This window comes from Dietzia alimentaria 72 (genome assembly GCF_000226215.1).
Lineage (GTDB): Bacteria > Actinomycetota > Actinomycetes > Mycobacteriales > Mycobacteriaceae > Dietzia > Dietzia alimentaria.
In genome coordinates this window covers 1-13,420 of the sequence record NZ_AGFF01000031.1, presented here as the reverse complement: position 1 = coordinate 13,420, position 13,420 = coordinate 1, and the positions used below count along the sequence as shown (strand labels likewise).

General features: G+C 65.4%; 12 protein-coding genes. 5 read left to right on the top strand and 7 right to left on the bottom strand.

Annotated elements, in window-relative coordinates; all coding sequences use genetic code 11:
• Positions 1-126 precede the first annotated feature (126 nt).
• On the top strand, positions 127-1,299 hold the full coding sequence (locus ON04_RS14765; protein WP_010542413.1) for a patatin-like phospholipase family protein: 1,173 nt from the start codon (positions 127-129) through the stop codon (positions 1,297-1,299).
• 10 nt (positions 1,300-1,309) lie between these two features.
• On the opposite strand, the gene ON04_RS14760 is transcribed toward ON04_RS14765, so the two are convergent.
• Entirely contained in the window at positions 1,310-1,846 is a 537-nt protein-coding gene (locus ON04_RS14760) for a DUF732 domain-containing protein (RefSeq protein ID WP_010542412.1), read from the bottom strand.
• A gap of 215 nt (positions 1,847-2,061) precedes the next feature.
• Here ON04_RS14760 and ON04_RS14755 point away from each other — a divergent pair, with 215 nt between their 5' ends.
• Complete coding sequence (locus tag ON04_RS14755; protein WP_010542411.1) at positions 2,062-3,555, top strand: FAD-binding oxidoreductase; 1,494 nt, start codon at positions 2,062-2,064, stop codon at positions 3,553-3,555.
• A 29-nt stretch (positions 3,556-3,584) separates the two neighbouring features.
• Complete coding sequence (locus ON04_RS14750) at positions 3,585-4,859, top strand: class I SAM-dependent methyltransferase (protein WP_050815381.1); 1,275 nt, start codon at positions 3,585-3,587, stop codon at positions 4,857-4,859.
• 405 nt (positions 4,860-5,264) lie between these two features.
• Here the strand turns inward: ON04_RS14750 and ON04_RS14745 are convergent, their stop codons facing one another.
• The 3 genes from ON04_RS14745 to ON04_RS14735 form a co-directional block, all read right to left on the bottom strand.
• Complete coding sequence (locus ON04_RS14745) at positions 5,265-6,128, bottom strand: anti-sigma factor (protein WP_010542409.1); 864 nt, start codon at positions 6,126-6,128, stop codon at positions 5,265-5,267.
• Complete coding sequence (gene sigK / locus ON04_RS14740) at positions 6,125-6,706, bottom strand: ECF RNA polymerase sigma factor SigK (RefSeq protein ID WP_010542408.1); 582 nt, start codon at positions 6,704-6,706, stop codon at positions 6,125-6,127. The genes ON04_RS14745 and sigK overlap by 4 nt, the downstream gene beginning before the upstream one ends.
• A 74-nt stretch (positions 6,707-6,780) precedes the next feature.
• Positions 6,781-8,346, bottom strand: coding sequence for a molybdopterin-dependent oxidoreductase (locus ON04_RS14735; protein ID WP_010542407.1), 1,566 nt, complete (start codon positions 8,344-8,346; stop codon positions 6,781-6,783).
• A gap of 169 nt (positions 8,347-8,515) precedes the next feature.
• Between ON04_RS14735 and ON04_RS14730 the strand changes: the two genes are divergently transcribed.
• Positions 8,516-9,190 (top strand): fasciclin domain-containing protein, encoded by a 675-nt coding sequence (locus ON04_RS14730; protein WP_010542406.1) that lies wholly within the window; start codon positions 8,516-8,518, stop codon positions 9,188-9,190.
• A gap of 96 nt (positions 9,191-9,286) precedes the next feature.
• Here the strand turns inward: ON04_RS14730 and ON04_RS17150 are convergent, their stop codons facing one another.
• Genes ON04_RS17150 through ON04_RS16030 form a run of 3 tightly spaced genes read right to left on the bottom strand, consistent with a single transcriptional unit; the run spans position 9,287 to position 11,343 of the window.
• Positions 9,287-9,769 carry a hypothetical protein gene (locus tag ON04_RS17150; RefSeq protein ID WP_238529345.1) on the bottom strand — a complete coding sequence of 161 codons (483 nt, stop codon included), beginning with the start codon at positions 9,767-9,769 and terminating at the stop codon, positions 9,287-9,289.
• Positions 9,770-9,775: 6 nt separating this feature from the next.
• Positions 9,776-10,879, bottom strand: a complete 1,104-nt coding sequence (locus ON04_RS15805; protein WP_238529344.1) for an MFS transporter — start codon at positions 10,877-10,879, stop codon at positions 9,776-9,778.
• Between the two features lie 8 nt (positions 10,880-10,887).
• Positions 10,888-11,343 carry a MarR family winged helix-turn-helix transcriptional regulator gene (locus ON04_RS16030; protein ID WP_010542405.1) on the bottom strand — a complete coding sequence of 152 codons (456 nt, stop codon included), beginning with the start codon at positions 11,341-11,343 and terminating at the stop codon, positions 10,888-10,890.
• Between the two features lie 180 nt (positions 11,344-11,523).
• Between ON04_RS16030 and ON04_RS16335 the strand changes: the two genes are divergently transcribed.
• Entirely contained in the window at positions 11,524-12,633 is a 1,110-nt protein-coding gene (locus ON04_RS16335; RefSeq protein ID WP_081477209.1) for a tyrosine-type recombinase/integrase, read from the top strand.
• Positions 12,634-13,420 lie beyond the last annotated feature (787 nt).

Sequence of the window (13,420 nt, the reverse complement as noted above, 5' to 3'; positions counted from 1 at the left end):
GGGCAGACGGTAGATGTCAACTACGACACGATCGCCGCAATGGAGCCCGTGACCTGCGAATTGCGGGTGCACACTGGGGAGCAACACCTCTGATGAGGCGGAGCAGAACTGCAGGAAGGGTGGCAGATGAGAGTTGCGTTGGCGCTGGGCTCGGGTGGTGCGCGCGGGTACGCGCATATCGGGGCGATCCGCGAACTCGAAGCGCGCGGTCACGAGGTGGTGGGCGTGTCCGGGGCGTCGATGGGCGCGGTGGTGGGGTCGCTGTTCGCTGCCGGGAAGCTCGACGACTTCGAAGAATGGGTCCGCGGCCTCACCCAGCGCGACATGCTGCGACTGCTCGACGTCTCGTTCGCCGGCGGCGGCGCCATCCGCGCCAACAAGATCATGGCCGTGATCGGGGCGATGCTGGACGAGGTGCGGATCGAGGACCTGCGCATTCCGTATACGGCGGTGGCCACGGACCTGCGGGCGCGCCGCGAGGTCTGGTTCACCAGCGGCCCCGCAGACGTGGCGGTGCGGGCGTCGTTTGCGATCCCCAGCGTGATCACCCCGGCGCTCGTCGGCGGCAGGTTGATCATCGACGGCGGCGTCACCAACCCGGTGCCACTGGAACCGCTGGCGTCGGTCGAGAGCGACCTGCTGGTGGCCGTCTCATTGACCGGCCGTCGTGCGGGGATACGGGGCTCGACGTTCCAGGAGAGTTCTGATCCTGACGAGGCATCGCCAGGGTCCGAGCCGAAGCTCGCACGTAAGGGCGGGTCCGCGGCGAAACCCCAGGGCAAGCTCTCCGGCCGGATACGCAACGCGGCAGCGGATGTGCGTGACGCGGACCTGGTGCGATTGATCGCCGCCCGGTTCGGTCAGGACGCCTCGGGCGACCAGGATGGCGACGACGCCGCCGACGATCCCACCGCCGGCGTCAATCGCCCCGATAGCGACAGTCCCGACAGTCCCGACAGCCCGGGCACGGACGACGCTGCAGCGAGGGACGCCACCGGCCGAGTCCGCCCCTCCGAGAAGGTTCAGGAGATCGTGGAGGAGGGCGAAGCCGACGTCGAGTCCGACGACAGCGGGTTCGAGTCCCTGCCCGCAACCCTGCGCATCTTTGATGTGGTGACGCACTCGATCGAGGTGATGGAGAGCATCATCACCTCCTACCGGATGGCGGGAAATCGCCCGGACGTCCTGATCGAGGTGCCCGCGGATGCGTGTACCGCCTTCGACTTCCACCGCGCGGACGAGATGATCCGACTCGGCCGCCAGCTCACAGCGGAGGCGTTGGAGCGGGCGGGACTGTGACGACCGGGGGCTAGTTGCCGCGGTCGTCCTGCCCGATCTGCGGCAGGTGCTGCGAGCAGAGCGCCTTGACCGCGGCCGTCACCACGACAGGAGCCTCGGTGCCGGGGGCGTCCGGGTGAGCGTCGCCGTACTGCCGGGTGACGTCGACGTAGCCCATACCTTCATCGAGCGATGTGCAGGCGTCGCGGCCGCGGGTGAGGTACTCCTGCTCATCCTGGGCGTCCACGCCCACCCGTCGGAGGTCGTTCAGGAACTCTTCGTCAGGATTTGCGCTCTCACCGTTGCTCTCCCCGTCGCCTTCGGGTGCGGGCTGTTCGCCGGTCGTGGTGGCGGTGCCGCCCTTGTCGTCGTCGGCCGTGGCGTCCCCCACTGCCGAGGTGGCCTCGGACGCGACGGAGCCCACCGCGCTTGTGGCCTCGCCCACGGCCTTCTCGGCCGAGCCCTCCTCCCCGCACGCGCTGAGTGCCAGGACCAGGACCGCGAGCCCGGAGGCCACGGAGAGGGAACGAGAGCGGGCGGAACGTACGGGCCGGATGGAATGGGACACGGCGGGTCCTCCTCGGAGTCGGTTGGCGGGGCCGGTGTTGCCGCGAGGGTATGCCACCCCCGCTGTCCGGTCAGGTCGGTTCGCCCGATTGTCCGTGGCTGGTGTCGCAATTGATATGCGAACGAGATGGGTCGCGACGGCTCGCGGGTGATAGGCGTTAGCCCCGGGGGATCAATCGGGGGCACCGGTGCTGAAGCCCTACTAGGCTGGACGCCATGGGAACCGCCTCGACTGTGACCGGTCCGCTCATCGTGGGGCGGGACCACCATGACGAGGGCGTGCGACGCCTGGTCGACAGCTTTCATCGCGTGCCGGAGGGCGAGCCGGTTCGGCTGGCCAAGAAGACCTCCAATCTGTTCCGGCCGAGGACCTCGTCGTCGTCGCCTGGTCTCGATACCAGCGGTCTCACGCGCGTCGTCTCCGTGGATCCGGACGCCCGCACCGCCGACGTCCAGGGGATGTGCACGTACGAGGATCTGGTGGACGCCACGCTGCCGTTCGGGCTGATGCCGTTCGTGGTGCCGCAGCTCAAGACCATCACCCTCGGTGGCGCGGTGACGGGTCTGGGAATCGAGTCGTCCTCGTTCCGGCTGGGCCTGCCGCACGAGTCGGTTCTCGAAATGGACATCCTGACCGGGACCGGCGAGATCATCACCGCCCGGCCCGACGGAACCCCTCGCGAGCAGGCGCTCTTCCGCGGTTTTCCCAATTCGTACGGATCGCTCGGGTATGCGGTGCGGCTACGGATCGAGCTGGAACCGGTGCAGCGCTACGTGGAACTGCGGCACCTGAGGTTCGACTCCATCGCCGCGCTCACCGAGGGACTGGCACGGATCACCGAGGAGGGGAAGTACGACGACGAGGAGGTCGATTTCCTGGACGGGGTCGTCTTCTCAGCAGCCGAGTCTTACCTCTGCCTGGGTCGGCGCACGGACGAGCCGGGGCCCGTGTCGGACTATTCCGGGGTGGCCGACAAGCAGGCGATCTTCTACCGCTCGGTCCAGCACGGCGGTCCCGCGGGCACCGTGAAGCGCGACCGGCTGACCATCCGCGACTACCTCTGGCGTTGGGACACCGACTGGTTCTGGTGCTCGCGGGCGTTCGGCGTGCAGAACCCGCGCATCCGGAGGTTCTGGCCGCAGCAGTTGCTCCGGTCGTCGGCGTACTGGAAGATCATCGGACTTGATCACCGCTACGACCTGGGCAACAAGATCGGCGCACTCAAGGGTGAGGGCCCGCGGGAACGGGTGGTGCAGGACGTCGAGGTGACCATCGACCGCACCGCTGAGTTCCTCGAGTGGTTCCTCCGCGAGGTGCCCATCGAGCCACTCTGGGTCTGCCCGCTACGGCTGCGTGAGTCGACTCCCGCGCCGCGGCTCGACGGCAACCCGGTGGATGCATCCGATGGTCCCTACAGTGGCCGCCCCTGGCCTCTCTACCCGCTTGCGCCGGACACCACCTACGTCAACATCGGTTTCTGGTCCTCTGCACCCATAGAGGATGGCATGGTGGAGGGCGCGTGGAACCGGCGTATCGAGCAGGAGATCTCTAGTCTCGGCGGTCACAAGTCGCTGTATTCGGAGGTCTTCTACTCGCGTGAGGAGTTCGCGCAGCTCTATGGCGGTGAGGCCGCGGACCGGCTCAGGGCGACATTCGATCCGGAGGGCAGGTTCGCGTCCCTCTACGACAAGGCGGTAGGGGCACGGTGACCACGACACGGGGATTGACCACAGGCAAGATGTCGATCTGCGACATCATCGGCGCATTCGCGACCGGTGAACCGCCACTGCGGATCGAGGCCTACGACGGCTCGTCCGTCGGACCCGCCGACAGTGATCTCGTATTGCGTCTGAAGAGTGAGCGGGCACTGCAGTATTTCGTCACCGCTCCGGGCGACCTCGGGCTGGCGCGGGCATACCTCATGGGCGAGCTCGAGATGGACGGCGTCCACCCCGGTGCGCCCCGTGACGTGTTCGGTGCACTCGAGGTGTTCCGCAAGTTCATGACCCGCACTCCCGACGCCCGCACCCTGCTGAAGATCGCGCGGTCGATCGGGGTGGAGAACGTGAAGTTCCTGCCCACGCCGCCGATGGAGGTCGTGCCCGCCTGGAAGCGAGTGCTGGGTGGGATGCGTCGACATTCCAAGGAACGGGATTCGGAGGTGGTCAGTTACCACTACGACGTCTCGAACCTCTTCTATTCCTGGATCCTGGGCCCGTCCATGACCTACACCTGCGCCTGTTACCCCGACCCCGGGGCCACCCTCGAGGCCGCGCAGGAGAACAAGTACCGCCTGGTCTTCGACAAACTCGGACTGAAGGCCGGCGACCGGCTCCTGGACGTGGGATGCGGCTGGGGCGGCATGGTCCGGTACGCCGCTGCCCGCGGAGTGCACGTGATCGGCGTGACCCTGTCCAAGGAGCAGGTGGAGTGGGGGCAGGCCGCGATCGCCGCCGACAAGCTGGGCGACCTCGCCGAGATCCGACTGATGGACTACCGCGACGTCCCCGAGCGCGACTTCGACGCCGTGTCCTCGATCGGCATCACCGAGCACATCGGCCGGAAGAACTACGCCAGCTACTTCAGCCGACTTCACACGTACCTCAGGCCCGGCGGGCGACTGCTCAATCACTGCATCACGCGGCCCGACAACTCGGGCACGGTGAAGGCTGGCCAGTTCATCGACCGCTACGTCTTTCCGGACGGCGAACTGGCCGGTGCCGGCACTGTTCATCTGGAGGCCGAGAACGCCGGGTTCGAGGTTCTGCACGAGGAGAACCTGCGCCAGCACTACGCCATGACGCTGCGCGACTGGTGCGCGAACCTCGTCAAGCACTGGGATTCAGCGGTGGAGGAGGTGGGCGAACCCATGGCCAAGCTGTGGGGCCTCTACATGGGTGCCTGCCAGTACGGGTTCGAGCACAACAAGATCCAACTCCACCAGATCCTCGCCGTACGGTTGGGCGATACCCAGACCTGGGACGTTCCGCTACGCCCGTGGTGGCAGCCCTGACCTAAGCCGCCCGCTGCCCTGCTCGGCCGTGCTCGGCCCTGCGCTGCCTGCCGGGCTTTATGCCGCCTGCCTGGCCCGACCGGCCAAGCCCCGGGGAGCACTCTGCCAGCGTAAGCCCGGCCGCTCGCGCTGCCCCACCGACCTGCGATGCCTGGCTGTACGGTCAAAGCCGACCTACGCTGCCAGGGTGGACCATTTAGCCAGCGCACCCCGATCGGAGTTCGGGGAGGCAGCGCACCTGGCGCCGGTTGCGATGCCGATTTGTACGGCCAAAGCCGGCTTAGATGCCACTGTCGACCATCGCGCCAGCGCAACCCGTCCCTGCCGTCTCGCCCCTGCGGACCCTGTCGCCAGCGCAACCCGCCCCGGCCGGTGAGGCCGGCGGCCGGGGGCGGGCTGGGCCGGTCAGGCCAGATCGAGCGCCAGTAGAACCTCGCCCGTCGGCGCAGGTGAGCCGCCCGCGGGCTCCTCGGTGAGCCCGATCTGCGCGGAGTCACTGATGCCCTTGATCTTGGCAGACGGGGCCGTGCCCACCTGGCCGGATTCCATCGTGCCGGCGGGGATCGGGTCGTGGTCACCCATCAGCCAGAGCTGGTAGGCGCGGCCCTCGGCGGGCTCGGGCAGCCCGTCCATCGAGATGACGGCCATGTCCTCCGCCCTCGAGGCGAGCACGATGGCGTTGCCAGCCCCCTCGATCTGCCCGCGAGAGACCTCGAGGTCGTCCGAGGCCAGCATGGACCTGACCTCCTCGGGGATCGAGGCGGCCGGCGGCGCGGCGACGGGCACGTTGTCCCGGGGCGTCGTCCCATCGGTGATCCGGCCGATCGCCACGCCCGCCGTCAGCAGCACGATCGCCGCCGCGGCCGTGCCGATCACGGTCCACATCCGTGGGCGCCGGTTCTCTCGGGCTCGGCTGAGGTCAACCACGTCAGCTCCGCCGGGGGTCTCGGACCCGGAGCCGGCGGCATCAGTCACCGGCGAGCGGTTCGCGGCAGGCCTGTCCGCGGCGGCCTGCTCGAGTATCCGGGCCCGGAGCGCGGGCGGTGGTGCCACGTCCAGGCGAGCGTCAGCCACGAGATCGGCCGCCACCTCCCGGGTGGACGCGATGTGCGCGAGCATCGAGGCGCGGTCCTCGTCCGGAGCGCTGACGAGGGCCTCTTCCACCGCTTCCGCCTCGTCCGTCGGCAGGGCGTGCAGTGCGTAGAGGTCGAGGTCTTCGGGCCGGATACCGTCGGGGGACTGGGGGTGATCATGGAGTCCGGAGATCATGAGAGCGCACCTCCCAGGCAGGTCTTCAGGCGACGCAGTCCGTCGCGGATACGGGATTTGACGGTGGGCAGGGCCGCCTCGAGCTGGTCGGCGACCTGCCGGTAGGTCAGTCCTGAGAAGTACGCCATCTCGATGGACTGCCGTTGGTTCTCTGTCAGGGTGTCCAGACAGAGTCGGACCGCGGTGGCGTCCTGGTCCCGGGTGATCTGTTCGGTGACCTGCTCGGCGATGTCTTCGGTGGCCACGGGGCCGGCGGCGGCATCGGCTTCGTCACGTCGGGTGGACGAGCTCTCGGACCGCACGCGGTCCACGGCCCGCCGATGCGTGATGGTCAGGACCCACGACTGCACCGAGCCCAGCGAGGGACGGTAGTCGGCGGCCTGCTTCCAAACCTGCAGGAAGACCTCCTGCACGGTTTCCTCGGCGTACCCGGGATCGCGCAGGATGCGCAACGCGAGCCCGTGCACACGCGGCGCCATGAGGTCGTAGAAACGGGCGAAAGAGTCGAGGTCGCCGGATGCGGACTGCTCCAGCAGACGCCCGGGATCATCCTGCGGCGGGGCGGTGGTCTGGGGCACGGGTGCCACTCTAGTGCGGATCAGGTGCAGTGCCCGGAATCGGTCTGGGGTGTGGCGGGACGTGGCAAGCACTGTCATGACTCTGACACCCGGAAGGTGCGGTTGTGCCAGCCGGTGGCGCCATCGGGGACCGTGCCCCGGCGCTCCTCCGTCTGAACCTCGCCGGTCGAGTCGGTGGCCCGGACGTGCAGCGTGTGCAGGCCCGGCTCGGCGTCCCAGGTCCAGGACCACATGCGCCAGGTGTCGACGGAGTATTCGTCGGCGAGCTGCGCGTCCTGCCACTGCCCGTTGTCGACCCTGACCTCCACCCGGTCGATCCCTCGTCGCTGGGCCCACGCGGTTCCGGCCACCACCACAGGCCCGGGCGGTATCTCGGCGAGCGGCGCGGGTCTGTCGATGCGACTGGCGGTGCGGATGGGGCCCCTCTCGCCCCAGCCACGGTCGGTCCAGTAGGCGGATGCGCGATCGAAGCGGGTGATTTCCCAGTCCACGACCCATTTGGTGGCGGAGACGTAGCCGTACAGGCCGGGGACCACCTGGCGTACGGGGTAGCCGTGTTCGAGGGGGAGCGGCTCGCCGTTCATGCCTACAGCGAGGAGCGCGTCGCGCCCGTCGGTCAGAGCCTGGATCGGTGTGCCGGCGGTCCAGCCGTCGACGGAGGTGGACAGGAGCATGTCGGCCTCGGGCAGGGGGCCCGCCTCGGCGAGGAGGTCGGCGATGGGGAAGCCGATCCAGGTGGCTGTGCCGGCCAACGAGCCACCGACCTCGTTGGACACGCAGGTCAGGGTCACTATCCGTTCCCGGGCCTCGCGGTCCATGAGGTCGTCCCAGTCGATCTCGATTTCCCGTTCCACCATGCCGTGGATGCGCAATGTCCAATCGGAGGACTTGAGGGTGGGGACGCGTAGCGCGGTATCGATGCGGTAGAACTCGCCGTTTGGTGTGAGGAACGGTGTGGTTCCGGGCACGTCGACGACGGCGACACCCTCAGGCACGGCCGGGGCCCTGTGCCGGGTGAGCACACCGGGCAGGCGCAGACCGGTGCGCTCGGCGAGCACGTCTGCCCCACGACGGCCGAGGGCCACTCCGGTCGCGCCGGCAGCGGCGATCACCGCGACCGCCGAACCGGCCAGTATCAGGAACCGCCGGCGATCTGGGCCGACTGTGCCCGCCGGGTCCGCCTCGGCAGCCGGGGTCCGGTCGATCGAGCGGATCAGCAGCCGCAGCATGAGTACTCCGGCGGCGGCTCCGAGGAGCGTCGGCAGTGCCCATGCCGGGCCGCCGTTGGGGCGCGCGACGGCGGCCAGCGCTCCCACCAGACCTAACACCGCGATCACGATGGAACCCGCGGGACGTCGCGCGCGCTCCACGAGGCCGGCGACGGCGCCCACGAGGATCAGGATCACCACGAGGCCGATCAGAAGCGCGGGTTTGTCGGCCGTGCCGAGGGCGTCAATGGTCGCCGCACGTACCGCGGCGGGTGCGCGGTCGACCACTGAGTCCGCCACTGCGAGGAACGGTGACGAGCGTGGATCGACCGCGGGAGCGATCGCGTGACCCACCGTGAGAGCGACTCCGGTCGCGAGGACCCCGGAGATCACCCTGGCGATGGCCGGGGGACGGTGCTGGTCGGTGCTCATATCAGGTGTTCGGAGCGAGTTCCACCACGGACCGGTTCAGGAATTATTCCGGTCCGCACCCATCCGCCGGGGCGGCAGCGCCGAAACACTGGTGACCCAGCACTCAGAGCCTGAGTCGAAACGCAGAGTCAGAGTTGACACATAGGGCTCCTTCGAAAGGACCAGAACCATGGGCACCACACTCTCCCGTCGCGTCGCTTCGATCGCGGCTGCCGCCGCCGTCGGCGGACTAGTCCTCGCGGGCTGCTCCACCGATGACGCCTCCAACGAGGCCGAGGCCACCTCGTCGGCCATGACCACCAGCTCCGCGATGTCTTCGTCCGAGACCTCTGCCATGGCAGCCGATCCCGCCGCGAACCTCGTGGGCCCGGGTTGTGCGGACTACGCCGAGGCTAACCCCGACGGTGCCGGCTCGGTCGAGGGCATGGCGCAGGAGCCCGTCGCCACGGCTGCCTCCGGCAACCCGCTCCTCACCACGCTCACCAAGGCCGTCTCGGGCCAGGTGAACCCCGACGTGGACCTCGTGGACACGCTGAACAGCGGTGAGTACACGGTCTTCGCCCCCGTTGACGACGCGTTCGCGCAGGTCGACCAGGCCACGATGGACAAGCTCGGCACCGACGCCGACCTGCTCACCAACGTCCTGACGTACCACGTCGTAGAGGGACAGCTGACCCCTGACGAGGTGGCCGGAATGCAGGCCACTCTCGCCGGCGATGATGTTGACGTGACCGGCGAGGGCGATGACCTCCAGGTCAACGGCGCGAATGTCATCTGCGGCGGCGTCCAGACCGCCAACGCGACTGTGTACCTGATCGACCAGGTGCTCATGCCGAAGATGTAAGACCTCGATTCGCCGACAGAGCCCGGGTGGGCCTCCAAACCCCCACCCGGGCTTTGTCGTGTCGCACTGTCTTTCACGTTGCGGCTTTGACCACCGCTATGACTCAGCGGGAGCCTGAGCGGGGTCGACCCGATCAACGGGTGGGGAGGGCTGCAACTCCACAGTCGATCGGAGCCGGCTCTCGCGGACCGCGACAACCGCGACGACCGTTATCAGACCGATAGCCGCAGTGATCAGGAACATGTGGCCAAAGGCATCTGAATAGGAGTCGTGGATGACCTGCCGGATCGGCGCGGGCAGCCCGCTTAAGTCGAGGTTGGTCTCGCCGGAGCCGCCCCCGAACTGGTCGCTCGCTATCCCCATCTCCGATAGCCGATCACGGATTTGTGCCGCAACCTGATTGGTGAGGATGGCGCCGGGTGCCGACACTCCGATCGCTCCACCGAGGGAGCGGAAGAATGAGATTGCGGCGGAGGCGGCACCCACCTCGCGTACATCGACGGTGTTTTGTACCGCCAACACGACGTTCTGGATGAGGGTGCCGACGCCGATCCCCATGAGCGCCATTGAGACGGCCACCCATAGTTAGCCGGTCGTGTGGTCGACCATTCCCAGACCACCGAGTCCGATCACCATGAGGATGCTGCCGACGACCATGATCGGCTTCCATCGACCGGTGCGGCTGACGATCATGCCGCCGATCGCCGAGGACGCCGTCTGGAAGATGATCATCGGTAGGATCAACAGGCCCGCCTGGGTGGGTGAGTACCCACCACCCAGTTGGAAGTATTGGGTCAGGAAGACCGCTGGGGCAAACATCGCCACACCGACGGCGAGACTGGCGACGATCATCAGGGCTGCCGTGTTTGTCCGCAGGACGCGGATGGGCACGATCGGCTCCGGGGCGCGGAGCTCGACGATCACCGCGAGGGTGGCGACGACCGCGAATGCTCCGATGAAGGCTCCGGACTGCCACGACACCCAGTCGTACTCGCTGCCGGCGAACGTCACCCAGAGCATGGGCAGTGCCGCGGAGAGGGCGATCAGCACGGCACCCGCGTAATCAATCGTGACCTTCCGCGATTCAGCCAGGGGGATGCGTAGCTTGATTTGGATCAGGATCAACGCCAAAACTGCCAGCGGGACGCAGACAAAATAGGTCCAGCGCCACCCCAGCCCGTCGGTGATCACACCGCCGAGGAGCGGCCCGGAGACCGTGGCGATGCCCATGACCCCACCCATGTAGCCGGCGTACCGGCCCCTCTCTCGTGGGGCGATGATCGAGCCCATGATCGACTGGACGAGGGCCATGAGGCCGCCCATCGCGATGCCCTGGACCACCCGGGCGCCCATCATCATGGCCACCGAGGTGGACAGGCCCGCAGCGACGGAGCCCACCACGAACAACACGATGGTGAGCTGGACCAGCATCTTCTTGTCGAAGAGATCTGAGAGCTTTCCCCAGACCGGTGTGCTGATAGTCATCATCAGCAGACTCGTGGTGATGACCCACGTGTACTGACGTTGGGTGCCGTCAAGTTCGGCCATGATCGTCGGAAGCGCGGTGGAGACGATGGTGTTGGAGAGCAGTGCGGTGAACAGCGCGGCCAGCAGGCCGGTCATCACCTGGAGGACTTCGCGATGGGGGAGGGCCTGGTAGCCCGGTGGTGCACTGGCTTCTGTGCTCATAGGTGTGCTCATTTCTCGCTCGCCGCCATGACCGCGGAGAGCTCGTCGAGATGGTCGTTCAGAGTTCTGAGAAGTTCGAGAGTCTCGGCGGCCGAGTGCTGGGGGTCTCGGGCCAGGATCTCGGCGAACCGTTCGGCGATCACCTGTTGACGGCGTTGCAGATCGGTACGGCCGCGGTCCGTGATCGAGATCAGCGAGGCCCTCGCGTCGTCGGGATCGCGGCGTCGTACGACCAGGCCGTCCGCCTCGAGTGCGTCCACTGCGCGGGAGACGACCGAGGGGGACAGGAAGAGTCGCTGGGCGATCTCGCTCGACCGTTCGTCACAGTGGATCAGGTATCGCAGCACCCCGACCTTGGTGCCCGAGATACTTTTCTGTCCCTGGTGCTGCCCGGTGACACGGAACAGCCTCAGGGTGCGGACGAGCTCCACAAGGATCTCGCTCGCGGACTCCTGGTGAGTCATCGTGCCCCCTTGATAGTTGCTTGCGGAACGCAACTATAGGGGCGTGACGCCACTGGCGCCACCTCTGAAACGTCAGTTATCTAGAGGTCCCCAACAAAGTCTTCACCTGCACCAACCGCCGGCTCGCACCGCAGTGCACTCAGTTATCTATAGGTGACGCGAAACTCTAAAGTTCAAGCCATGTCGAAGTACTCCACTAAGCGCGTCCTCCTCCCGGTCAGCAGAAAACCGACTTGCATCATCCTCGATCCGGAAGGCGACTTGCACGACGCAAGCACCGACTACCTTTTCGATCTCACGCTGGCGGGCAAGTCAATAAATACAGTCCGGACGTACGCCGCACACATTGTCCAGTACCTGAACTATTGCAAAGAACTGGAAGTTAATTGGGACGATCCAGACGAAAAACTGCTCGTCTCCTTCCTGCATAGCTTGCACAATCAAGCAACTCGCCACCCCTATAACAATTCTTTGACCACACGAAGCTCAGCTACCGCAAACGGGATTTATCGAACGACATTGGCGTATCTTGAATATTGCAGTTCCGACGGAATTATACCGAAACGCGTAATCGATTCAATGCATAGAACGACATATCGACAATCCCATTCCGATCAGGGCTCCCCGTCATGGGAGATCGTGAAACGGAGGGCGCACAAACTGGCGGAAAACCACCCCGATACAGAATATCTATCTACCGATAAAGTGCGCGAACTACTCGGCTTGGATCTTAACGACAGAGACAGGCTGCTTGTCGACCTCCTAGCCACGACGGGCATACGCATCGGAGAGGCGCTAGGACTCAGACATGGTGACCTCCATTTCCTCCCTGAAAATACGAGCCTCGGATGCGAAACCGCCGGCCCCCATATCCACATCGAAAGGCGGAACAACCCCAACGGAGCACTCGCCAAGTCGAGATACGGCCGCAGATTGCCCGTAACGGACAGAATCGTGCATAAATACGCGATCTGTACACAAATAATAAATAAGCTCGAAATTGAATCCGATTACGTCTTCGTGAATATGCACCGCGGCAAACTGGGTGAACCAGTAACCTACGCGACCATCCACGACCTCTTCAAACGAATTTCATCACAAGTAGGCACTCGTATTCGGCCACACAGCCTCCGCCATTACTGTGCTTCGCTTTGGGTTCGCGAAGGGGTCCCTCACGAGGTGGTGCAAGCACTACTCGGCCATAGAAATCCCGCATCAATGAGCCGATATGTACACCCGGAATTCCACCAGATGATAGAAGCCGTAAGGAAGGCCAACACGGATGCATAAAATCGCTACTGCCTCAGACGCCCAAACAAACGACGTTTCGGATAGGTGGCGCGATCACATCAAGTCGACATTGGAACTGAACTGGCGCCCGACGGAGTGGGATGACACTAATAGCAAGTTCACCCCAGATGTATTGAATCCCTATACGGCAGTCAGTAAGTGTCCCGTATTGAAGTGCAATGGATTTACGGCAGTTTCAAGACTCTGTGTAACCTGCTATAGGGCCTTCAAGAAAACCACCAAGACAGTAGAGACTTTCATCGCAACGCACGAGCCCCCGAGGCCAAACAGACCTGCCCATGAAGCCCCAGAGCAGTGTCGCGCAATGATAGACGGAACCAGATGCAGTAGGCAGTCCATCGCCCGTGGGGCGTGTCACACTCATTATAGTCAGTGGATGAAGTACAAAAACTCCGCTAACGAGCCAATCGCCCTTGAGCACTTTCTCGGAACGCGTTGCAAATATATTCCACAAACCAAAGAAATGCCGAAATGTGCGATTCAGGATTGCGTCGGTGAGGTTATATGCAAAGCTCTTTGTCGCAGGCATTACGGCGCCTATCTGCACAGCAAATCGAAGGACACTGCAGAGTACATCCGAAACTGGCCCTTCCGGATCCGGAGTGCGTAACTGGGGTTCGCCGGTGATGCGGTGAGGCACAAGATGTAGGGGTCCTGGGGCGTGTGAAGATGCAGGTTCTCACGCCACGCATCGAACACCCCAGGACCCGCTTTGAACGCTACCGCCAGCCTGCTCGCCGACACCATCTGCCGCACCGTCGAACCC

Coding starts and splice junctions, on each gene's coding strand:
- ON04_RS14765 (WP_010542413.1), top strand. CDS start 127: ATGAGAGTTGCGTTGGCGCTGGGCTCGGGTGGTGCGCGCGGGTACGCG.
- ON04_RS14755 (WP_010542411.1), top strand. CDS start 2,062: ATGGGAACCGCCTCGACTGTGACCGGTCCGCTCATCGTGGGGCGGGAC.
- ON04_RS14750 (WP_050815381.1), top strand. CDS start 3,585: ATGTCGATCTGCGACATCATCGGCGCATTCGCGACCGGTGAACCGCCA.
- ON04_RS14745 (WP_010542409.1), bottom strand. CDS start 6,128: ATGATCTCCGGACTCCATGATCACCCCCAGTCCCCCGACGGTATCCGG.
- ON04_RS14735 (WP_010542407.1), bottom strand. CDS start 8,346: ATGAGCACCGACCAGCACCGTCCCCCGGCCATCGCCAGGGTGATCTCC.
- ON04_RS14730 (WP_010542406.1), top strand. CDS start 8,516: ATGGGCACCACACTCTCCCGTCGCGTCGCTTCGATCGCGGCTGCCGCC.
- ON04_RS15805 (WP_238529344.1), bottom strand. CDS start 10,879: ATGAGCACAGAAGCCAGTGCACCACCGGGCTACCAGGCCCTCCCCCAT.
- ON04_RS16030 (WP_010542405.1), bottom strand. CDS start 11,343: ATGACTCACCAGGAGTCCGCGAGCGAGATCCTTGTGGAGCTCGTCCGC.
- ON04_RS16335 (WP_081477209.1), top strand. CDS start 11,524: ATGTCGAAGTACTCCACTAAGCGCGTCCTCCTCCCGGTCAGCAGAAAA.